General features: G+C 67.8%; 23 protein-coding genes and 1 pseudogene. 11 read left to right on the forward strand and 13 right to left on the reverse strand.

Going from position 1 to position 19,318, the window contains the following annotated elements; all coding sequences use genetic code 11:
• Window positions 1-37: 37 nt before the first annotated feature.
• Complete coding sequence (rlmN, locus tag ACWELQ_RS03610; protein WP_452395461.1) at window positions 38-1,147, reverse strand: 23S rRNA (adenine(2503)-C(2))-methyltransferase RlmN; 1,110 nt, start codon at window positions 1,145-1,147, stop codon at window positions 38-40.
• Between the two features lie 96 nt (window positions 1,148-1,243).
• Between rlmN and ACWELQ_RS03615 the strand changes: the two genes are divergently transcribed.
• Entirely contained in the window at window positions 1,244-1,441 is a 198-nt protein-coding gene (locus ACWELQ_RS03615; protein WP_452395462.1) for a hypothetical protein, read from the forward strand.
• Here ACWELQ_RS03615 and ACWELQ_RS03620 read toward each other — a convergent pair.
• Window positions 1,435-2,673, reverse strand: coding sequence for a cytochrome P450 (locus tag ACWELQ_RS03620; protein WP_452395463.1), 1,239 nt, complete (start codon window positions 2,671-2,673; stop codon window positions 1,435-1,437). The genes ACWELQ_RS03615 and ACWELQ_RS03620 overlap by 7 nt on opposite strands.
• A gap of 167 nt (window positions 2,674-2,840) precedes the next feature.
• Here ACWELQ_RS03620 and ACWELQ_RS03625 point away from each other — a divergent pair, with 167 nt between their 5' ends.
• From ACWELQ_RS03625 to ACWELQ_RS03635, 3 genes are read left to right on the forward strand one after another with little or no spacing between them, the layout of a single operon-like run.
• Window positions 2,841-3,443: a TetR/AcrR family transcriptional regulator gene (locus ACWELQ_RS03625; protein WP_452395464.1), complete on the forward strand. Its 603-nt coding sequence runs from the start codon at window positions 2,841-2,843 to the stop codon at window positions 3,441-3,443.
• The gene (locus ACWELQ_RS03630; RefSeq protein WP_452395465.1) at window positions 3,443-4,417 is read left to right on the forward strand and encodes an SDR family NAD(P)-dependent oxidoreductase; all 975 of its coding nucleotides are present in this window, start codon (window positions 3,443-3,445) and stop codon (window positions 4,415-4,417) included. Before ACWELQ_RS03625 ends, ACWELQ_RS03630 begins: the two co-directional genes overlap by 1 nt.
• A 20-nt stretch (window positions 4,418-4,437) precedes the next feature.
• Window positions 4,438-4,752, forward strand: a complete 315-nt coding sequence (locus tag ACWELQ_RS03635; protein WP_452395466.1) for a LapA family protein — start codon at window positions 4,438-4,440, stop codon at window positions 4,750-4,752.
• Between the two features lie 22 nt (window positions 4,753-4,774).
• On the opposite strand, the gene ACWELQ_RS03640 is transcribed toward ACWELQ_RS03635, so the two are convergent.
• The 4 genes from ACWELQ_RS03640 to ACWELQ_RS03655 all read right to left on the reverse strand — a co-directional run bounded on the left by ACWELQ_RS03640 (window position 4,775) and on the right by ACWELQ_RS03655 (window position 8,232).
• Entirely contained in the window at window positions 4,775-5,638 is an 864-nt protein-coding gene (locus tag ACWELQ_RS03640) for a phosphatidate cytidylyltransferase (RefSeq protein WP_452395482.1), read from the reverse strand.
• Between the two features lie 223 nt (window positions 5,639-5,861).
• Window positions 5,862-6,419 (reverse strand): ribosome recycling factor, encoded by a 558-nt coding sequence (frr, locus tag ACWELQ_RS03645; RefSeq protein WP_452395467.1) that lies wholly within the window; start codon window positions 6,417-6,419, stop codon window positions 5,862-5,864.
• 36 nt (window positions 6,420-6,455) lie between these two features.
• Entirely contained in the window at window positions 6,456-7,190 is a 735-nt protein-coding gene (pyrH, locus tag ACWELQ_RS03650) for a UMP kinase (protein ID WP_379356565.1), read from the reverse strand.
• Window positions 7,191-7,332: 142 nt separating this feature from the next.
• Window positions 7,333-8,232: a helix-turn-helix transcriptional regulator gene (locus ACWELQ_RS03655; protein ID WP_452395468.1), complete on the reverse strand. Its 900-nt coding sequence runs from the start codon at window positions 8,230-8,232 to the stop codon at window positions 7,333-7,335.
• 106 nt (window positions 8,233-8,338) lie between these two features.
• Between ACWELQ_RS03655 and ACWELQ_RS03660 the strand changes: the two genes are divergently transcribed.
• Window positions 8,339-9,223: an NmrA/HSCARG family protein gene (locus tag ACWELQ_RS03660; RefSeq protein ID WP_452395469.1), complete on the forward strand. Its 885-nt coding sequence runs from the start codon at window positions 8,339-8,341 to the stop codon at window positions 9,221-9,223.
• A 108-nt stretch (window positions 9,224-9,331) separates the two neighbouring features.
• Window positions 9,332-9,634, forward strand: a complete 303-nt coding sequence (locus ACWELQ_RS03665) for a hypothetical protein (protein WP_452395470.1) — start codon at window positions 9,332-9,334, stop codon at window positions 9,632-9,634.
• A gap of 116 nt (window positions 9,635-9,750) precedes the next feature.
• On the opposite strand, the gene tsf is transcribed toward ACWELQ_RS03665, so the two are convergent.
• A complete protein-coding gene (gene tsf, locus ACWELQ_RS03670) occupies window positions 9,751-10,566 on the reverse strand; it encodes a translation elongation factor Ts (RefSeq protein WP_452395471.1) in 816 nt (271 codons plus the stop codon).
• 108 nt (window positions 10,567-10,674) lie between these two features.
• Window positions 10,675-11,541 carry a 30S ribosomal protein S2 gene (gene rpsB, locus ACWELQ_RS03675; RefSeq protein ID WP_452395472.1) on the reverse strand — a complete coding sequence of 289 codons (867 nt, stop codon included), beginning with the start codon at window positions 11,539-11,541 and terminating at the stop codon, window positions 10,675-10,677.
• Between the two features lie 256 nt (window positions 11,542-11,797).
• Here rpsB and ACWELQ_RS03680 point away from each other — a divergent pair, with 256 nt between their 5' ends.
• From ACWELQ_RS03680 to ACWELQ_RS03690, 3 genes and pseudogenes are all read left to right on the forward strand, one after another.
• Window positions 11,798-12,325 carry a GNAT family N-acetyltransferase gene (locus ACWELQ_RS03680; protein ID WP_452395473.1) on the forward strand — a complete coding sequence of 176 codons (528 nt, stop codon included), beginning with the start codon at window positions 11,798-11,800 and terminating at the stop codon, window positions 12,323-12,325.
• A gap of 260 nt (window positions 12,326-12,585) precedes the next feature.
• Window positions 12,586-13,083: pseudogene (locus ACWELQ_RS03685) on the forward strand (M23 family metallopeptidase); the annotation flags it as partial.
• 215 nt (window positions 13,084-13,298) lie between these two features.
• Window positions 13,299-13,811 (forward strand): DUF1990 family protein, encoded by a 513-nt coding sequence (locus ACWELQ_RS03690; RefSeq protein ID WP_452395474.1) that lies wholly within the window; start codon window positions 13,299-13,301, stop codon window positions 13,809-13,811.
• A 3-nt stretch (window positions 13,812-13,814) separates the two neighbouring features.
• Here ACWELQ_RS03690 and ACWELQ_RS03695 read toward each other — a convergent pair whose 3' ends face one another.
• The gene (locus ACWELQ_RS03695; RefSeq protein ID WP_452395475.1) at window positions 13,815-14,189 is read right to left on the reverse strand and encodes a hypothetical protein; all 375 of its coding nucleotides are present in this window, start codon (window positions 14,187-14,189) and stop codon (window positions 13,815-13,817) included.
• A 32-nt stretch (window positions 14,190-14,221) separates the two neighbouring features.
• On the opposite strand from ACWELQ_RS03695, the gene ACWELQ_RS03700 reads away from it, so the two are divergent.
• Complete coding sequence (locus tag ACWELQ_RS03700) at window positions 14,222-14,902, forward strand: hypothetical protein (protein WP_452395476.1); 681 nt, start codon at window positions 14,222-14,224, stop codon at window positions 14,900-14,902.
• Between the two features lie 36 nt (window positions 14,903-14,938).
• On the opposite strand, the gene ACWELQ_RS03705 is transcribed toward ACWELQ_RS03700, so the two are convergent.
• The 4 genes from ACWELQ_RS03705 to ACWELQ_RS03720 all read right to left on the reverse strand — a co-directional run bounded on the left by ACWELQ_RS03705 (window position 14,939) and on the right by ACWELQ_RS03720 (window position 18,350).
• Window positions 14,939-15,703, reverse strand: a complete 765-nt coding sequence (locus tag ACWELQ_RS03705; RefSeq protein WP_452395477.1) for a siderophore-interacting protein — start codon at window positions 15,701-15,703, stop codon at window positions 14,939-14,941.
• An 85-nt stretch (window positions 15,704-15,788) separates the two neighbouring features.
• A complete protein-coding gene (locus ACWELQ_RS03710) occupies window positions 15,789-16,589 on the reverse strand; it encodes an N-formylglutamate amidohydrolase (protein WP_452395478.1) in 801 nt (266 codons plus the stop codon).
• A 93-nt stretch (window positions 16,590-16,682) separates the two neighbouring features.
• The gene (locus tag ACWELQ_RS03715) at window positions 16,683-17,606 is read right to left on the reverse strand and encodes a tyrosine recombinase XerC (protein WP_452395479.1); all 924 of its coding nucleotides are present in this window, start codon (window positions 17,604-17,606) and stop codon (window positions 16,683-16,685) included.
• Between the two features lie 66 nt (window positions 17,607-17,672).
• The gene (locus ACWELQ_RS03720; protein ID WP_452395480.1) at window positions 17,673-18,350 is read right to left on the reverse strand and encodes a FadR/GntR family transcriptional regulator; all 678 of its coding nucleotides are present in this window, start codon (window positions 18,348-18,350) and stop codon (window positions 17,673-17,675) included.
• 193 nt (window positions 18,351-18,543) lie between these two features.
• On the opposite strand from ACWELQ_RS03720, the gene ACWELQ_RS03725 reads away from it, so the two are divergent.
• A partial coding sequence (locus ACWELQ_RS03725; RefSeq protein WP_452395481.1) for an amino acid permease occupies window positions 18,544-19,318 on the forward strand: 775 nt, incomplete at its 3' end.

Consider the following 19,318-nt stretch of genomic DNA (forward strand, 5'->3'; position numbering starts at 1 on the left):
CGACCGCACGAGAACCCGGACCGTTGCTGAGGGCGGGTCAGCCTTCGGCGGCGAGTTGGCCGCAGGCGGCGGCGATTTCCTGGCCGCGGGTGTCGCGGACGGTGCAGGTGACGCCCTGGGCCTGGACTCGGCGGACGAATTCGTCCTGGACCGGCTTGGGGCTGGCGTCCCACTTGCTGCCGGGGGTCGGGTTGAGGGGGATCAAGTTGACGTGGACGAGGGGGCCGAGGGCCTTGTGGAGCTTCTTGCCGAGCATGTCGGCTCGCCAGCCGTGGTCGTTGATGCCGCGGATCAAGGCGTATTCGATGGAGACGCGGCGGCCGGACTTGTCGGCGTAATAGCGTGCGGCGTCGAGGACTTCGGCGACCGGCCAGCGATTGTTGACCGGTACCAAGGTGTCTCGGAGTTCGTCGTCCGGAGTGTGCAGGGAGACAGCGAGTCGCACCGACATGTCCTCGTCGGCGAGCTTGCGGATCGCGGGCGCGAGACCGACCGTGGAGACGGTCACCGATCGCTGCGAGATGCCGAAGCCCTCCGGCGCGGGAGAAGTGATGCGGCGCACCGCGTTCACCACGCGCTTGTAGTTGGCCAGCGGCTCACCCATGCCCATGAACACGATGTTGGACAGGCGGCCCGGGCCACCGGCCACCTCGCCGTCCCGCAGCGCGGCGGCCGCGGCACGCACCTGGTCGACGATCTCGGCGGTGGACAGGTTGCGGTTGAGACCGCCCTGACCGGTCGCGCAGAACGGGCACGCCATGCCGCAACCGGCCTGGCTGGAGATGCACAGGGTGTTGCGATCCGGATAGCGCATGAGCACCGATTCGAGCAGGGTGCCGTCATTGGCCTTCCACAGCGACTTGCGCGTGGTGCCGTCATCACATTCGATATGCCGGATCTCGGTGAGCAGCGTCGGGAACAACGCCTCCGCCACCTTGGCCCGCATCCCCTCCGGCAGATCCGTCATCTGCGCCGGATCCGCGACCAGCCGCCCGTAGTACTGCCGCGCGATCTGATCGGCCCGGAACTTCGGCAACCCGAGCTCCTCCACCACCGCCTTGCGCTCCGCCGCATCGAGGTCGGCGAGATGCCGCGGCGGCATACCACGACGAGGGGCATCGAAAACGAGCGGCAAGGGGGTAGTCATAACCCGTCCAGTGTACGTATGGCGAATCCCGGACCGGGCGGCGCGTTCCCGAGGTGACGACACTCACTCCCCCACCGTCGGCGGTACCCTCACCCGGTGACCGAACGAGATCCACAGTTGGACGAACTCGCGGCGCAGACCGCCCTGCTCCGAGCCGAGTTCGGAGACCTGGGCTTCACCGACGAGTTCACCGAGGTGAACCAGCAGCTCGACCAGCTCATCGCCGGGCTCGACGAGATGGGCCGCGAACTGGACGCGGCGCTGGACAAGCTCCGCGACGCGGAAGGTCAGTAGCGGACCTTGAATTCCTTGATGCCGTTGAGCCAGCCGGAGCGCAGGCGGCGGGGATCGCCGAGCCTGGTGATGTCGGGCAGGTGATCGGCGATGGCGTGGAAGATCAGGTCTATTTCCAGGCGGGCCAGGTTCGCGCCGAGGCAGTAGTGCGCCCCGGTGCCGCCGAAGGACAAGTGCGGGTTGGGATCTCGGCGGATGTCGAATCGGTCGGGGTGCTCGAAGACGGTGTCGTCGAAGTTGGCGGCGCGGTAGAGCATGACGACGCGCTGTCCCTTCGCGATGCGCACACCCGATAGCTCGGTGTCGGCGAGGGCGGTGCGCTGGAAGGAACTGACCGGGGTGGCCCAGCGGATGATCTCGTCGGCGGCGGTGGCGGGGCGCTCCTTCTTGAACAGCTCCCACTGCTCCGGATTGTCGAGGAAGGCGATCATGCCGTGGGTGATGGCGTTGCGCGTGGTCTCGTTCCCGGCCACCGCCAGCAGGATCACGAAGAAGCCGAACTCCTCCGAGGTCAGGGCCTGGCCGTCGAGGTCGGCGTGGACCAGTTCGGTCACGATGTCGTCGGCGGGGCGGGCCTTGCGTTCCTCGGCCAGCCGCCAGGCGTAGCCGAGCAGTTCGGTGGCCGCGGCGATGGGCTCGACGTCCGCGTAGTCGGGATCGTCGTAGCCGGTCACCTCGTTGGACCAGTCGAAGACCTTGCGTCGATCCGACTGCGGCACACCGATCAGCGCGGCGATCGCCTGCAACGGCAGTTCGGAGGCAACCTGCGTGACGAAGTCACCGGCACCCGCGGCGGCGGCCTCTTCGACGATCGCCCGTGCGCGCGTGGACAATTCGGCGCGTAGCCCGTTGATCGCGCGCGGCGTGAAGCCTTTGGCGACCAGCTTGCGCATCCGGGTGTGTTCGGGTGCGTCCATATTGATTAGCGAGAACCGCTGCATCTCGATCTGCGCGCGGGTGATGTCGTCGTTGAAGCGCGAGATCGCCGTGTTCTCGAAGCTGGAGAACACGTCGCTGCGCCGCGACACCTCCTTCACGTCGGCATGCGTGCTGACCACCCAGCACCCGCCGTCGTGGAACCCGCCCGTCCCCGGCGGCTGCGCATTCCACCAGATCGGGGCCGCGCGACGAAGTTCGGCGCATTCCGCGGTAGGTACGCGGGCGGCCCACAAGGCCGGATCGGTGACGTCGAATCCCTCGGGCAGGTCGGGGAACGAACTGCGATCGGGCATGGGCACTCTCCTCGCGGATTTAATTATGATATGACCTATAACGTAATTACCCGGAGGCTGGAAGGGGACGAAACCGTGAATCCTGCTGTGCGGATGCGCAGATCCGCTGCGCGCGTTCCTGTTTCGCCCCGACCGCGGGATGCGGCAGCGACACCTGGGCCGCGGCGATGACCCCCGAGCCGCGCCCGCGGCCCGGCCGCCCGCGCGATATCGACAAGGACCTCGCAGTCCTGGTCGCCACACGGAAGCTGCTCGCCGAGGTCGGCTATCAGCAGACCACCATCTCCGCCATCGCACGTCGCGCCGAGGTCGGCGCCCCCGCCATCTATCGTCGCTGGCCCACGCGGGAAGCCCTGCTCGAAGAGGCCGTCCACGGCCCCGGCGCGCACGCGCTCCCGGAACCGACCGGCGATCTGCGCGCCGACCTGCGCACCTGGGCGCGCATCTTCCTCAGCCGCGCCGCCAGTCCGGCCGCCCGCGCCGGTGTGCCCGGCCTGCTCGCCGATTCGCAGACCGAGGAGGCCCGCCAGCGCCTGCTCGCCATCGGCGCACCGGTACGCAAGGCCTTCGCCGAACTCCTCGGCCACGCGGCCGACAGCAGTCAGATCCCGGCCGCGGCCGACCCCGACCTGCTGTTCGAAATCCTTTCCGGCACCACCACATTCCACGCCCTCGCCCGCGGCGGGGACGACCACGACGGCTTCGCCGAATCCCTCGCCGACGCCCTGTTCACCATGGCGCGACACGCCCTGCCCGAGGAATCCCACTGATGCCCCACGAACCGCTCACGGCAGCAACCACTTTCGACCACACCGCCACCGCCGAAGAAGTGATCGCGGGCATCGACCTGCACGGCCGCACCGCGGTCGTCACCGGCGCGACCACCGGGCTGGGCGCGGAGACCGCGCGCGTCCTGGCCGGTGCGGGCGCGGCGGTCATACTGACCGCCCGCGACCTGCGCGCGGCGGCCGATGTCGTCCAGGACATCCGCGCCACGATCCCCGACGCCGACCTCACCGTGGTCGCACTCGACCTCGCCGACCTGGCCAGCGTCACGTCCGCGGCGGAAGACATCGCACGACAGCGCCCGACCCTCGATCTGCTCATCAACAACGCGGGCGTGATGTACCCGCCCCTACAGCGCACCGCACAGGGCTTCGAATTGCAGTTCGGCACCAACCATCTCGGCCATTTCCTGCTCACCACCCTGCTGCTCCCCGCCCTCACCGCCGCCGCCGACCGCTTCGGCCGCCCCTCCCGGGTGGTGACGCTGTCCTCCGACGCCCACCGCGCCTACCCGATCGACCTGACCGACCCGAATTTCCACCACCGCCCCTACGACAAGTTCGCCGCCTACGGCCAATCCAAATCCGCGAACGTCTTGATGACGACGGAACTCCAGCGCCGCAACGGCGACTCCGGAATTCACGCGTACGCGGTGCATCCGGGCGTCTGCGCCACCGGCCTCGCCCGCCACCTCACGCGCTCCGACTTCGCCGAGATGAGAAGACTTTCCGCGCGACGCGACCCGAATCTGCTCGACAACCTGAAATCCATCCCGGCCGCGGCCGCCAGTTCCGTCTGGGCGGCAACCGCCCCGCAACTCCCAGGCGGAGCGTATGTGGCCGACTGCGCGATCGGACAAGCCGCGACCCACGCCATCGACCCCGAGATCGCCGCGGCCCTGTGGGACCTCTCCACGACATCAGTGAGATACGACGCGATATCCGGGCATCATCCATAGCAATCAGCAATGATCGAGCTATGACAACCGCCGTGCCAGACGCCGGGGCGGATCCGACCCCGAGCAAGGGAAGTTCGAAGCACAAGGGAGCGCTCAAGACTCGCGCCGGTTATGCCTGGATCGGTCTGCTCATCGCCGCCGTGATCGGCATTCTGCTGCTGGTCTTCATTCTGCAGAATCTCGAGCAGGTCAATGTGACCGTTTTCGCCTGGGATTGGAATCTGCCACTGGGCGTGCTCGTGTTGCTGTCGGTGATCGCGGGTGCGCTGGTCACGGCGCTTATCGGCGGCTACCGCATCCTGCAATTGCGGCGCGCCGCCAAGAAGGCCACGTAGTTCCGGGCAGATCCCCCACAGATCACAGCAGCGCGGTCAGCACCAGCCAGGCGACGAACGCGGACGGCAGCATGGAGTCGAGGCGATCCATGATGCCGCCGTGGCCGGGCAGCAGCGTGCCCATGTCCTTGATGCCGAGTTCGCGCTTGACCTGGGATTCGATCAGGTCGCCGCTGGTGGCCACCAGGACCAGGCCCACGCCAAGCAGGACGCCGATCAACGAATTCGCGTCCAGCAGCAGCGTCACCGTGAGCAGGCCGCCGATCACGCAGAACACCAGCGAGCCGCCGAAGCCCTCCCAGGACTTCTTCGGGCTGATGTGCGGGACCATCGGATGCTTGCCGAACAGCACGCCCGCGATATAGCCGCCGACGTCCGAGCAGACCACCAGGATCATGAACGAGAGCACCCGCAGGTTGCCCTTGTCCTGCTGCAGCATGAGCACCGCGAACGAGGCCAGCAGCGGAATCCAGGCGAGCACGAATACCGCGATCGCGGTGTCGCGCAGATAGTTTCGCGGTGTGGCCCGCAGTCCGTGGTCGAACAGTCGCCACACCATCAGGGTCAGCGCCGTCGCGCCGAACGCGCCCAGCACTCCCTGCGGCCCGGCAGGCCAGGCCAGCCAGACAATCGCCTGCCCGCCGACCAGCAGCGGAATCCGCGGGACCTTCACATCGGCCTCGCGCAGCCGCTTGGCCACCTCCCAGGTGGCCACCGCGATCCCCAGCGCGATCACGCCGACGAGCACCTTCGGTGCCCACAGCAGGATCGCGATGAGGGACAACCCCAGCCCGAATCCGACCGCCAGCGCGGCGGGCAGATTGCGGCCCGCCTTCGACGCGGGCGCGCTCGGTTGCCCCGCGGCGGCGGAACCCTCGCCCGGCACCGCCGAACCCTCGCCCGCCGTCGCGCCCTCGCCCGCCGTCACGCCGTTGCCCGGCACCGCCGAATCGCCGTTCGGCCCAGCCGAATCCGCACCCACCGAATGCACCGGAGGCGCGCCGGCTTCCTCCGGCGCCTCGCCGGTGGCGGCAGTCTCTTCGGCCACGATTGTCCCGTCGCTCACTTGTCGTCCGTTCGTCCCTACCCCCGACCGAAGCTCGGCCGTCCTAGACCTCGAGCAGTTCGGCTTCCTTGTGCTTCACCAGCTCGTCGACCTGCGCCACGTACTTGGCCGTGGTCTTGTCGAGTTCCTTCTCGGCGCGGCCGACCTCGTCCTCGCCCGCCTCGCCGTCCTTCTGGATGCGACCGAGCTCGTCCATGGCCTTGCGGCGCACATTGCGGATCGAGATCTTGGCGTCCTCGCCCTTGGACTTGGCCTGCTTGACCATTTCCCGGCGGCGCTCCTCGGTCAGCTGCGGGACCGAGATGCGGATGATGTCACCGTTGTTGGTGGGGTTCACCCCGAGATCCGAATTGCGGATCGCGGTCTCGATCGGCTGCATCTGCGCCTGCTCGTAAGGCTTGATCACGACCATGCGCGGTTCCGGCACGGTGATCGAGGAGATCTGGGTGATCGGCGTCATCGAGCCGTAGTACTCCACCACGATCCGCGAGAACATGCCCGGATTAGCGCGACCGGTCCGAATCGAAGCCAGGTCGTCCTTCACCACCGAGACGGCCTTCTCGAATTTTTCCTCGGCGTCGAAGAGCGCTTCTTCAATCACGGCGATTCCTCCACTGCGTCATCGTTCTTGTCTCGGTCATGACCGGACCAGCGTGCCGATCTTCTCACCGGCGACCGCACGGGCGATATTTCCCTTGGTCAACAGATTGAACACCAGCATGGGCATCTGGTTGTCCATACACAGGCTGAAGGCGGTGGCATCGGCGACCTTCAGGCCGCGTTCCAGCGCCTCACGGTGGGTGATGTCGGTGAACATGGTGGCGTCCGGGTCCTCGCGCGGGTCCGCGGTGTAGACGCCGTCGACGGCCTTGGCCATGAGCACCACTTCCGCGCCGATCTCCAGCGCGCGCTGGGCGGCGGTGGTGTCGGTGGAGAAGTACGGCATGCCCATGCCCGCGCCGAAGATCACGACGCGGCCCTTCTCCAGGTGCCGCTTGGCCCGCAGCGGCAGATACGGCTCCGCGACCTGGCCCATGGTGATGGCGGTCTGCACCCGGGTGTCGATGCCCTGCTTCTGCAGGAAGTCCTGCAGCGCAAGGGAATTCATCACGGTGCCGAGCATGCCCATGTAGTCCGAGCGGGCCCGCTCCATGCCGCGCTCCTCAAGCTCGGCGCCACGGAAGAAGTTGCCGCCGCCTATCACGACCGCCACCTGGACGCCCTCGGAGACGACCTCGGCGATCTGCTCGGCGACCATCTGCACCACATCGGGATCGAGACCCACCCGGCCACCGCCGAACATCTCGCCACCCAGCTTGAGGAGCACTCGGCGATAGCCCTTGCGATCGGGGGCGGTATCCGGGTCCGTCATCGGTCTCCTTATCTCGGCGGTCGAGCGTGCACCAGGCACATGAAAAGACCATCCCGGCCGACGAATTGCACGGGACGGCAACAAAGCTTCGTCTATCCTGCCTCACGACCGGCCGCGAGCGTGACCCGACCCTCGATACGGCCTACCGATTCGTGACATTTCGGACTTGTTGTCCGGCCGCCAAAACAGCGGCGATTCGCTGCGCCGCGACCGGCGTGGCGGGGGCCTGCACCACCATCAGCAGATTCGGGTCCTCGACCGGACGCAACTGGAACACTTCCAGATCAATCGGGCCCGTGAGCGGATGCCGCACGGTAATCGTGGCCGGACGAAAGCGACGCACCGGATATTCCGACCACCAGCGGCAGAATTGCGGGCTCTCCGCGGTCAATCCGGCGACCAGGGCGGTCAGCTGCGGATCGTCGGGGCGGCGGCCGAGCGCGTCACGCAACTGGCTGACCACCGCGCGGGCGGCCCGCGCCCAATGCGTCATGTTCCGGCGATTCTCGTTCTCGGTGAACATCATCCAGAGCAGATTGCGCCGCCCGGCGGGCAGTTCGAGGGGATCGTCGCGCACCAGCACATAGGCGCGATTCCACACCAGGAAATCGAAACCCGCGTCGTACACGCTGGCCGGACTGGGCATGACCGCGTCCACCAAGCGTTGCAGCCGAGCCCGGTCGGTATCCGGTTCGGTGTCTTCGGGTTCCGCGAGACCGGCCAGAAACCGCAGGTGGCGATGCTGATCCGGATCCAGTCGCAGGGTGCGGGCCAGCGCGTCGATCACCTGACGACTGGCCGCCACCTCCCGCCCCTGCTCGAGCCAGGTGTACCAGGTGAGTCCCACACTCGACAGCTCGGCGACCTCCTCACGCCGCAGCCCCGGCGTACGCCGGCGGGCCGGATCCCCGTACGGCACCAATCCGACGTCCTGCGGCTGCAATCGGGCCCGCTGCGCCCGCAGGAACTCCCCCAGCTGAGCATGCCGGGCCGAGACGTGGCGCTGGCCCGCGGAATCGGAAATGCCGTCGCCGCTTACCATTCGGATATCCCCCTGTACAGCTGCCTGCCTAGCAGTATCGCCACCAGGACAGCCCCGCGCCCGGGTTCCTACCGTCGAAACGAGATCGACACGACGGGAGCAGGACATGAGCAACGCGCAGGGACCGGTTTTGGTCATCGGGGCAACCGGGCGGCAAGGCTTCGCCACCGCGACATCGCTGCTCGAAAAGGGTTGGCCGGTGCGCGCTTTCGTCCGCGATCCGGAAGCACCCAAGGCACAGGAGTTGAAGGCCGCGGGCGCGGAACTCGCGGTCGGCGACCTGGACGACGAGGACTCGCTGCGGGCGGCCATGGAAGGCGTGCACGGCGCCTTCCTCATGCTGACCATGATGGAGGGCGTCCACATCACCCCGAAGGGCATCGCCGACGAGGAGCGGCGCGGCAAGTCAGTGGCCGAACTGGCCGCCAAAGCCGGTGTCGCACACCTGGTCTACACCTCGCTGCAGGGCGTCTACCAGGGTTCGGGCGTCGAATACTACGACGCCAAGGAGCACATCGAGGACCACATCCGCGCCCTCGGCCTGCCCGCCACCTTCCTGAGGCCGGTCATGTTCATGGACAATCTCGCCACCTACAACCGGCCGACCCGCGACGGCGACAACCTGATCCTGGCCCTGCCGGTGCCGCCGGATATGCCGATGCAGTTCATCGCGATCGACGACATCGGCCGCTTCGCCGCACTGGCCTTCGAGCGCCCGGCCGACTTCCTGGGCCGCGCCCTCGTCCTCGCCGGAGACGAACTGACCCCCACCGAAATCGCCGAAACCCTGGCCCGCAAGGCCGGATTGACCCCGCGCACCTTCCAGGTCCCACTGGAACAGATCAGCGCCTTCGACGAGCAGGTCGGAAAGATGTTCGCCTTCTTCAACGCCCGCCCCAACCCGCCCGTCGACCTCGCCGCCCTCCGCGCCGACCTCCCCGGCCTGATGACCCTCGAAGACTGGATGCACGCCACCGACTGGCAAGCCTGAGCCAACCAGCGAACTCTCGGACACCTCCGCCGCGACGTCCGATGCCCCGGTAATTCGGGGCCCTCGAACCAAAGTGAAACGCACTGCCTTCAAATACGATCTGCGCCCATGACCTCCAGAACCGGCACCGTGAGAACAGCATTCGCCGCCCTCGTCCTCGCGGCGGGTCTCGTCACCATGGCAGGCCCCGCACTGGCGGACGTACCGCTCGCTCCGGCGACCGCGGACCCGGTCTACCTCGACAACGAACCGATTCAAGCCAGTCCGCTCGCGGTGGTACTGGGCTGGCTGACGGGCAGCGGCTCGGCCAACCCACTGCTGCCTCCCGGCACGACCGGATCCGGACCCGGCTCCAGCAACTGCCAGTTGGGCGTGGTTGCGGGGTGCTACGTCCCCGGCGGACCCCACTGACCACACGCGGCTACCAGCCCGGGCGGGGAAAAAGAAAGGCCCCTCGCTCATCGGAATCCGATGAGCGAGGGGCCTTTTCGACTGTGTCAGGCGATGACGCCGAGTCGATCGGAGGCTTACGCCTGGCCGACCTCGAAGCGGGCGAAGCGGGTGATGGTGACACCGGCCTCGTCCAGCTGGGCCTTCACGGTCTTCTTGGAGTCGGTGACCGACGACTGCTCCAGCAGGACGACGTCCTTGTAGAAGCCGTTGACGCGACCCTCGACGATCTTCGGCAGCGCGGCCTCCGGCTTGCCCTCTTCCTTGGCGGTCGCCTCGGCGATCTCGCGCTCCTTGGCGACGAGCTCGGCCGGGACGTCCTCGCGGGTCAGGTACTTGGCCTTGAGGGCCGCGACCTGCATACCGGCGGCACGCGCGGCGTCGGCGTCGGCGCCGGTGTACTCGATCAGCACGCCCACGGCGGGCGGCAGGTCGGTGGCACGCTTGTGCAGGTAGACGGTGGTCTGACCGTCGAAGGTGGCGACGCGACGCAGCTCGAGCTTCTCGCCGATCTTGGCGGCCAGCGCCTGCAGCACCTCGTCGGCGGTCTTGCCGTCGACCTCAACGGCCTTCAGGGCGTCCAGGTCGGCCGGGCGGGCCTTCGCGGCGGCGGCCACGATGGCGTTCGCGACGTCCTGGAACTCCTGGTTCTTGGCCACGAAGTCGGTCTCGGAGTTGATCTCGATCAGGACGCCGTCCTGCGCGACGACCAGGCCCTCGGCGGTGGCGCGCTCGGCGCGCTTGCCGACATCCTTGGCGCCCTTGATGCGCAGGAACTCGACGGCCTTGTCGAAATCGCCCGCGTTCTCCTCGAGCGCCTTCTTGCAGTCCATCATTCCGGAGCCGGTGAGCTCACGGAGCCGCTTCACATCGGCGGCGGTGTAGTTCGCCATCTCGGGCGAGCCTCCCTTTGTGAGTGAAAGTCTGTGGGTGTCACACCTTGCCGACCGTTTTCGTACGAGAACGGTCGGCAAGGTGAACAGATGCCTTGCGGCGGAGAATCAGAAGTCGGCCGGGGTCTTGGTGGCCGGGTCTTCCTTCAGCTCGGCCTCGGCCGCGGTCTCCACGGCGGGCTCGGCCTCGGCGGCCGGGGCAGCCTGAGCCAGCAGCTCCTGCTCCCACTCCGCGAGCGGCTCGCCGGCGGCGCCGGCTTCCGGCTTCGAATCACCGGAGGCACGCGAGGCACGAGCCTGCACGCCCTCGGCGACGGCGGACGCCACGACCTTGGTCAGCAGCGCGGCCGAGCGGATCGCGTCGTCGTTGCCCGGGATCGGGTAATCGACCAGGTCGGGATCGCAGTTGGTGTCCAGGATCGCGATGACCGGGATGTTCAGCTTGCGAGCCTCGCCGACGGCGATGTGCTCCTTGTTGGTGTCGACAACCCAGATGGCCGAGGGAACCTTGGCCATGTCCCGGATGCCGCCCAGGGTGCGCTCGAGCTTGTTCTTCTCACGCGTCAGCATGAGGATTTCCTTCTTGGTGCGACCCTCGAAACCGCCGGTCTGCTCCATCGACTCGAGCTCCTTCAGGCGCTGCAGGCGCTTGTGGACGGTCGAGAAGTTGGTGAGCATGCCGCCCAGCCAGCGCTGGTTCACGTAGGGCATGCCGACGCGGGTCGCCTCGGAAGCGATCGACTCCTGGGCCTGCTTCTTGGTGCCGACGAAGAGGACGGTGCCGCCGTGGGCAACGGTCTCCTTGACGAACTCGTAGGCCTTGTCGATGTAGGTCAGCGTCTGCTGCAGATCGATGATGTAGATGCCGTTGCGGTCGGTGAAGATGAATCGCTTCATCTTCGGGTTCCACCGGCGGGTCTGGTGACCGAAGTGCGCGCCGCTGTCGAGCAGCTGCTTCATTGTTACGACAGCCATGGCTCCGTAACTTCCTCTCGTTGCTGGTTGACACAGGAATCGGCGATCCCTGCCCTGGCGCTCACGGCCACCGGAACCCACCGAAAACGAATTCAGGGGACCAGCCGGCGACACTCACTGTGGGCGCGCGAAGTCGGTTCGCATAAACGCAAACCGCTGGACCAGTTTACGCAGCAGTTCCCCCAGACAGAAATCGCCCCCGAGGTCGGGCGATAACCGGATGCCCCCGCCCAGGTCAGACGCTTATCGTGGGCTGATGCTGCGGACCGCACGGCTCACGCTGACACCACTGCGCGCGAGCGATCACGACGAGTTGCTGACACTGTGGCAGCGGCCCCGAGTTCGCGAATTCCTGTTCGACGGGGAGACGCTTTCCGCCGAGCAGGTGGCGGAGATCATCACCGGTTCCGAAAAGGATTTCGCCACCGCGAATTTCGGATTCTGGGCGATCCGCGAAACCGGGAGCGACGGGCCGCTGCTCGGCACCGCGGGGCTGCGGTGGCTCGACGAGGGACCGGATCTCGAGGTCGTCTACAGCCTCGACCCCGAGTATCAAGGCCGTGGCCTGGCCGGGGAGGCGGCGCAGGCCGTGGTGACCTACGCCTTCGAAGTGCTCGGCCTCGACCGCGTCGTCGCCGAGATCGACGAGGGCAACACGGCCTCCATCGCGGTCATCGAGCGGCTCGGCCTGCGGCCGTTCGAAACCGTCCCTGGCGTGCTCGGCCCGATGATCCACTACGCCGTCGATCGGCCGACCTGGCAGAAGTCGCGGCTTCGCCACTGAAACCTGGACCCGGCGACTGAGATTGACGCTGTTCACAACCCGTCGTGTTATCCACATTCGCCGGAAAGGGTCTCCCACAACCGTTTTCGAGCGCGCACGCTGATCTCATGCCCCCGATCATCGACGACACCATCCAGGAGTCCTCGCAGTTCCCAGCTGTCGCAGTAGTTGAATCTCGGCGACCCACCGCAGGGAACCAATCGAGGCAATGCGTGTCGACGGACCGTTTACGGCCTCGTCGCACTGGCACGCGGTCGGCGATGCGGTCGCTCACAGCCGCGGCGCTGCTGGTTGCCGCGGGCGCGACGCCCCTCGGGGTGGCGTTCGGGCACGCCGCACCGGTCGAGGCCGTATCAGGCAGGGAGTTCGATTGGCCGCTGCGGGCGAGGCCAGCCGTGGTGCGGGCTTTCGACAACCCCGAGCACGATTGGCTCCCGGGGCATCGCGGCGTGGATTTGGCTGGCGGGCAAGGCGAGTCCGTACTCGCGGCGGGTGACGGCGTGGTCATGTTCGCGGGCACGGTGGCAGGCAAGCCGGTCGTGTCCATCGACCATCCGGGCGGACTACGCACCACCTACGAACCGGTCTCCGCCGCAGTCCCCGTGGGCCGCCGCATCCATCGCGGCGAACCCATCGGCACTCTCCAATCCGGCCACCCACCCTGCTCCCCCTGCCTGCACTGGGGAGCCCGCCGCAACCGCGAATACGTCAACCCGCTCGGCCTGCTCCAATCCACCCCGATCCGCCTCAAACCGCTCGAAATCGCCCATGCGACAGGTGAACCGGCGCTTGCCGAGAGCTTCTCACCCACTCGAACCGTTGCCGGTCTCGGCACGTCGAACGATGGCTATCGGAGCGCAGGACCCGGCGTGGGTGGCGAACGTACGTATCGAGGCGATACGCCGTACTCGGGAGTGCAGGCTCACAACCGGCCCGTCTACCCGGCCGAGTGGCGAGCGGCGAGGATGGACACATGCCGGATGAGTCTGTCGCACCGTTCACCTACGCCGAGGTCGGCGCGACCGCGGGCGACTTCCCGCACGGGTACGACAGCTTCCGGCTACGACGGCGGATCGGGTCCGGTCGCGAACTCTTCGAGCGGGCGGGCGAGCAGATCCTTGCCTACCGGATTCAGCGCGGCACCGGCATTTTCGAATACGCCAGCACCGAAACCGTCGAGCCGGGAACGGCCCTGACCGTCCGCCTGGGAATCGGGCCGATCGGGGTGAGCGCACCCTGCCGCGTGGTCTACGTCCTCGACGACCCCGATCGCCGCGGCTTTGCCTACGGCACGCTGCCCGGCCACCCCGAGATCGGCGAGGAACTCTTCGCCGTCGAATACGACCCCACGGACGAATCGGTCTACGGCCTCATCGCCGCCTTCTCCCGTCCCGGCGTCTGGTATGTCCGCCTCGGCGGCCCCATCGTCCGGCTGATCCAGCGCTGGTTCGCCCACCGCTACATCAACACTCTCCGGCCGCGCTGACCGTCAGGGCGGGTCGAGGTGGGTGGTGAGGGCGGCGGCCTCGGCGCGGAGGGTGGTGGCGCGGTCGGTGCCGGTGGGGTGGGAATCGTATTGCTCTGCGGCAGTGAGGCGGTCGGCGATTTCGGTGCGGACGATGGCGTCGATGTCGGATTCGCTGAGGTGGCGGCGGGCCACCTCAGCGCTGCCCAGGCCGACGGGGCTGTTCTCGATGGCGCCCGCGCGGACCTCGGAACCGTCCACGGCTTCGGCGTTGTCGATCGCGGCGAGGGCCGAGCGCAGAGCCGCGGTGGCGGCGCGGTCGCGGGCCTTCATGGCGACGGGAAGCGCGGCGCGCAGGCGCTCACGCAGCGGGACTGCCTCGCTCGATCGGGTGGTCATGATCATCGACGCTACCGGCTATGGTGGCGGCCATGGGGTTGGAGTGGTGGGGAGTCCTGGATCGAAAAGACTTGTCCGAGGAGATGACCGGACACGCGGACGCGGTCGCCGATGCGGGCCGAGCCGGGGATTGGGACCGGCTGCTGGACCTCGTCGTCCACTATCCCCGATCGATCAAGATGCCCGACGACTTCGTGAATTCGACCCGGGTCGGCGGGGCCTCGGGCTACGCGCCCCTGCATCAGGTGGCCTGGCACGGAGGACCCGCGGGGGTAGCCGAGAAGCTGATCAAGCGAGGTGCTTGGCGCACTTTGCGGTGCGGTGTCGGTCAAACGCCGCACGAAATCGCGGCCGAGCGTGGGCACAACCATCTGCTGCCGATCCTGACCCCGCGCCCACAGCACCCGATCCCGCAGCCCCGGCTGGCCCAGCTCGAACACGTACTCCACGCCGTCATCGCGGGCCGGGTGGACGATTTCGTGCCGGGCATCCGGCTGCGACTACCACAGGTCGGCCCACTCACCGAGACGGACGACCCCTCCATGTGGATGGCAGTGCCCGGGATGTACGGCGGCTTCAGCATCGAATTATCCTGTCGCACCGTAGAAGCCGAGCTTTCCGTCGAGAGCTGGAGCCGGGTGATCGGCGGCTCCGGGCAGTGGCACATGGTCCGCCCCGACAGATTCGAGCTGGTCGCCGAGGGCTTCGTCTGACGGCGGCCCGCCGCAGTCCGGACGCCGTCCGTGCGGCTAAACGCCTGCGGGAGCGGCTTTCTCGGCCTCAGCGAGTTCGGACTTCCAGCGGCGGAAGCCTTCCTCGGTGCGGCCGCGCCGCCAATAGCCGGAGATCGAGGCCGCCCACTCGGCGGGGACGCCGCGTTCCTTGCGGATGTAGGGCCGCAATTCGTGCATGACCGCCTGTGCCTCGCCGTGAATGAAGACCTGCACCTGACCGTCGCGCCAAGGCGCGGAGCGGACGACGGCCGACAGCCGGTGTCCCGGGTCCGCGTCGCCGCGGTGAATCCAGGTGAGCTCCACCCCTTCCGGATGCGCGAAGGCGAGTTCGTCGGCCGGACCGGCGACCTCCACGAAGACCTGGCCCACGGCATCGGCGGGCAGCGATTCGACGGCGGCGGCGATGGCGGGGAGCGCGGACTCGTCGCCCGCGAACAGATACCAGTCGGCGTCGGGGCGCGGCGCGTACCCGCCGCCAGGTCCCATCAGCTCGATGGTGTCGCCGGGCTCGGCCGCGGCCGCCCACGGACCGGCCACGCCCTCGTCACCGTGGTAGACGAAGTCGATGGCGATTTCCTGGGCCGCCGGGTCGACCTCGCGGACCGTGTAGGTGCGCACGGTCTCGCCGTCGGGTCCCGGGAAGACGAGTTTGACGTAGGCGTCGGTGGAGTCGTTGGGCTGGAAGGACGTGAAGCCGGGCCCGCCGAGGCGAACGCGGATCAGATGATCGGTCAGGCGGATCGTGTTCTGGACCACCAGCGATATGCGTGTGCGTGCCAAGGTGCCACCTCCATAATTAGGATTACCTAAGTGACGCTAGCACGAATTCCGATAGCTCGTCGATAACTTTCCGATAGACCGTGGATCAGGAGACGGCGGCTACGAGGGAGGCCAGCGCGGCCGCCAGCCGATCTATTCCCGGCCCGGGCGGCCCGCCGGGCTCGGGCAGATACAGATCGCGCCGGATCTCCACCATCAACGCGGCGACCCGCGGCTCCGAGCCGTAGAACTCCAGCGGCACGTACGTGCCCGCGAACGGGCTGTTGACGCCGACCTCACCGAACTCGACGAAGGCCCCGGCGGCGCGGGTGATCAGCTCGGGAGGGGTGTGAAAAGCATCCGCGCCCAGACAGATCGGCGAACGGGCACCGTGACCGTGCAACTCGTAGGGCAGCGGCCGCTTCGGATAGGAATGCACATCGACGATCACGACACGGCCCACCGCGGCCAACCGCTCCGCCACCACCTCGGTCATGGCCCGCGCATACGGATGGAAGTAGCGATCCAGCAGCGCTCGCTGGTCGAAATCCCTGTCACGCAAGGGCTTCCGATCCGTAGTCGCGGTATACACCGCCCCCATCCCGACCGCGAGCATCTCCTCCCGCTCATCCGGAAACCGCTCCGGATCGACCACCAATCGGGACAATCGATTCACGAATTGCCAAGGCCGCGACGGCGCCCGATCCGCCGCCGCCCCAGCCAGCCACGCGGTATGCGCATCGGTGATGGCATCGAGCTCAGCCTCGAGCGCCCCGTCATCGAGCAACAGATCCGCACGGACCGCCGCAGGAATCACCCGCGCGGAATGCGGAACATGCAGCACCACCGGCGAATCAAGCTCCCCCGGCACCACCTCGAACGAACCCGGACCAGACTTCTCACCCACCCCGCCATCATCGCCGAACCCACCCCGACCACCGCACACCGTGCCCCGTGACCACCCTGGCCTACGGCCCGCGGGCGCTGGTGGGCGGCGCGGTCAGGCGCGGGGGTGGGCCTGGTCGTGGACCTTTTTGAGTCGTTCGATGGAGACGTGGGTGTAGAGCTGGGTGGTGGCCATGCTGGCGTGGCCCAGGATCTCCTGGACCACGCGCAGGTCGGCGCCGCCTTCGAGGAGGTGGGTGGCGGCGGTGTGCCGGAAACCGTGGGGGCCGATGTCGGGGGCGCCGGGGATCGCCGAAACCACCTCGTGCACCACGGTTCTGGCCTGACGCGGGTCGATGCGGCGACCGCGGCGGCCGAGCAGCAGCGCGCGACCGGACTCCGGGATGGCCAGCGCGGAGCGGCCGAATCGCAGCCACGCCTCGAGCGCCTGTTCGGCAGGTCCGCCGAAGGGGACTGCGCGCTCTTTGTTTCCCTTACCCAGCACCCGCACCAGCCGCCGTTCCCGGTCGACATCCTCGATGTCCAGCCCGCACAGCTCGCTCACCCGAATTCCGGTGGCGTACAGCATCTCCACGATCAACCGGTCCCGCAACGCCATCGGATCCTGTTGCGCGGCACCCGATTCCGCCGCCTCCATGGCGGCCCGCGCCTGATCCTTCCCGAGCACCGAAGGCAGTACCCGATGTGCCCGCGCCGACCCCAGCCGTGGCCCGGGATCCGCCGTCAACCTCCCGGTGTGCGTCAGCCAGGCGGTGAACGTCCGCGCCGAGGAGGCCCGCCGCGCCATAGTGGTACGCGCCGCCCCCGCGTTCGCCTGGGCGGCCAGCCACGACCGCAGCAACGCCAGATCCACCTCCCCCACACCGGAATCCACGGCCCGGTTCAGCAGATGTTCCAGCAATCCCCGCGCATCACCCACATAGGCCCGCACCGTGTGCTCGGACCGGTTGCGCCCCAACCGTAAATGCCGCCCGTACTCGGCCAGCAATGCCTCCAGATCCTCGGGCAGCTCACTCATTCCCCCACGCTGACCCCGATTCCGGGAGTTGGCAAGCGCCCTCGCCGATGCGACCGCCCTTCGAGGTCAGCCGTCGATGCGGGCGACGGTCTCCGCGACTCGTTCCAAGTGCTCGGCCATGGCCCGGCGGGCTTCCTCCGGCGAGCGCGCCTCAATGGCGCGCACGATGGCCTCGTGCTCGCGATCGGAGTCGGCGCGGCGGTCCTGGGTGCGGTTGAGGAACTCCGACTGCACGTCGAGTGCGCGGCGGGTGTCGGCGACCATCGCGGTCAGCATCTTGTTTCCGCTGGCAGCGGCGATGGCGGTGTGCAGTTCGCCGTCGTGGCGGACCCATTCGGCCGGGTCGGTGGTGGCGGCCAGCGTGTCCAGCAGGCTGAACAGATGGTTGAGCTGTTCGGGCGTATGCCGTTCGGCGGCGAATCCGGCGGCCGGAATCTCGACCAGGCGGCGGGCCTCGATGAGATCCCCGGCGTCGATACCGGCGAAGGTCAGCCGCGTGTTCTCCTCGGTGGAGATGACGAAAGTGCCTCGGCCGGTTCGCGTTTCGGTGAGCCCGAGAATCGCGCAGGCTTGCAGCGCTTCCCGCACCACCGGCCTGCTGACCCCGAATTCCTTGGCCAGGGCGATCTCACCCGGCATCCGGTCGCCGACCGCGTACTCACCACCGGTGATCAGGCCCTTGAGGCGTCGAAAGACGGCTTCCGTGGCGCCGATGCGCTGCACTCGTCCCTCTTCGACCGTCACGCGACCAGTATGGGCGACCCGGCTCGAGGCACGCAAAACGCTCGTCCGGTGTCGCGGCCCGGTGAGTCATCAGGCCATTGACAGCCGATGTGACGCCGATTACGGTTCACCTGTCTTACAGCCTGACAGCCTTACTGCCTGAGCGCAGATATCCCGCTCGCGGAGGCTGGACGCGGCCCCAGGAAGGTTTCCCATGCAGCTCGACCACCCGCCGTCCGCGGCGCACACCCCCGCCCCGGCGGCACCGTCTACTCCCCCGGCAGCACAGTCGACCGCCCCGACCGCGCGGGTCGACGCCGGTGATCTCGGCTACCAGAAGCAATTGCGCACCCGGCACATGCGGATGATCGCCATCGGCGGATCCATCGGCACCGGCCTGTTCCTCGGCGCCAGCGGGCGAATGGCGCTGGCCGGGCCGTCGCTGGCCATCGTCTATGTCGTGTGCGGGATCTTCACCTTCATGGTGGTGCGGGCGCTCGGCGAGCTGGTCATGTACCGGCCCTCGTCGGGAGCGTTCGTCTCCTACGCCCGCGAATTCCTCGGCGAGCGCGGCGCGTACTCGGTCGGGTGGCTGTACTTCCTGAACTGGTCGACGACCCTCGTCGCCGACATCACCGCGGTCGCGCTCTACGTGCACTACTGGTCGATGTTCGTCTCGGTGCCGCAGTGGGTGCTCGCGCTCATCGCGCTGGCCCTCGTGGTCGGCCTGAATGTGGTGTCGGTCAAGCTCTTCGGCGAGCTGGAGTTCTGGTTCGCGCTGATCAAGGTCGGCACCATCGTGCTGTTCATGCTGGTGGCGATCGGTTTCCTCGTGACCGGCACCGATATCGGCGGTCACACGCCGGGCCTGTCGACCATCACCGACAACGGCGGCAGAGGATCTCGGCACCCCCGGCATTCGGCCGCTGCTGCCCGGACTGGATCCTTTCTACCGTTCGCCGATCGATCCGGCTACGGTCGCGCCGGGC

The sequence above is a fragment of the Nocardia sp. NPDC004722 genome (genome assembly GCF_053601505.1).

Excerpts from the sequence above, each read along its gene's own strand:
- rlmN (WP_452395461.1), bottom strand. The coding sequence starts at position 1,147 with ATGACTACCCCCTTGCCGCTCGTTTTCGATGCCCCTCGTCGTGGTATG.
- ACWELQ_RS03620 (WP_452395463.1), bottom strand. The coding sequence starts at position 2,673 with ATGCCCGATCGCAGTTCGTTCCCCGACCTGCCCGAGGGATTCGACGTC.
- ACWELQ_RS03625 (WP_452395464.1), top strand. The coding sequence starts at position 2,841 with ATGACCCCCGAGCCGCGCCCGCGGCCCGGCCGCCCGCGCGATATCGAC.
- ACWELQ_RS03630 (WP_452395465.1), top strand. The coding sequence starts at position 3,443 with ATGCCCCACGAACCGCTCACGGCAGCAACCACTTTCGACCACACCGCC.
- ACWELQ_RS03635 (WP_452395466.1), top strand. The coding sequence starts at position 4,438 with ATGACAACCGCCGTGCCAGACGCCGGGGCGGATCCGACCCCGAGCAAG.
- pyrH (WP_379356565.1), bottom strand. The coding sequence starts at position 7,190 with ATGACGGACCCGGATACCGCCCCCGATCGCAAGGGCTATCGCCGAGTG.
- ACWELQ_RS03655 (WP_452395468.1), bottom strand. The coding sequence starts at position 8,232 with ATGGTAAGCGGCGACGGCATTTCCGATTCCGCGGGCCAGCGCCACGTC.
- ACWELQ_RS03660 (WP_452395469.1), top strand. The coding sequence starts at position 8,339 with ATGAGCAACGCGCAGGGACCGGTTTTGGTCATCGGGGCAACCGGGCGG.
- ACWELQ_RS03665 (WP_452395470.1), top strand. The coding sequence starts at position 9,332 with ATGACCTCCAGAACCGGCACCGTGAGAACAGCATTCGCCGCCCTCGTC.
- tsf (WP_452395471.1), bottom strand. The coding sequence starts at position 10,566 with ATGGCGAACTACACCGCCGCCGATGTGAAGCGGCTCCGTGAGCTCACC.
- rpsB (WP_452395472.1), bottom strand. The coding sequence starts at position 11,541 with ATGGCTGTCGTAACAATGAAGCAGCTGCTCGACAGCGGCGCGCACTTC.
- ACWELQ_RS03680 (WP_452395473.1), top strand. The coding sequence starts at position 11,798 with ATGCTGCGGACCGCACGGCTCACGCTGACACCACTGCGCGCGAGCGAT.
- ACWELQ_RS03690 (WP_452395474.1), top strand. The coding sequence starts at position 13,299 with ATGCCGGATGAGTCTGTCGCACCGTTCACCTACGCCGAGGTCGGCGCG.
- ACWELQ_RS03695 (WP_452395475.1), bottom strand. The coding sequence starts at position 14,189 with ATGACCACCCGATCGAGCGAGGCAGTCCCGCTGCGTGAGCGCCTGCGC.
- ACWELQ_RS03700 (WP_452395476.1), top strand. The coding sequence starts at position 14,222 with ATGGGGTTGGAGTGGTGGGGAGTCCTGGATCGAAAAGACTTGTCCGAG.
- ACWELQ_RS03715 (WP_452395479.1), bottom strand. The coding sequence starts at position 17,606 with ATGAGTGAGCTGCCCGAGGATCTGGAGGCATTGCTGGCCGAGTACGGG.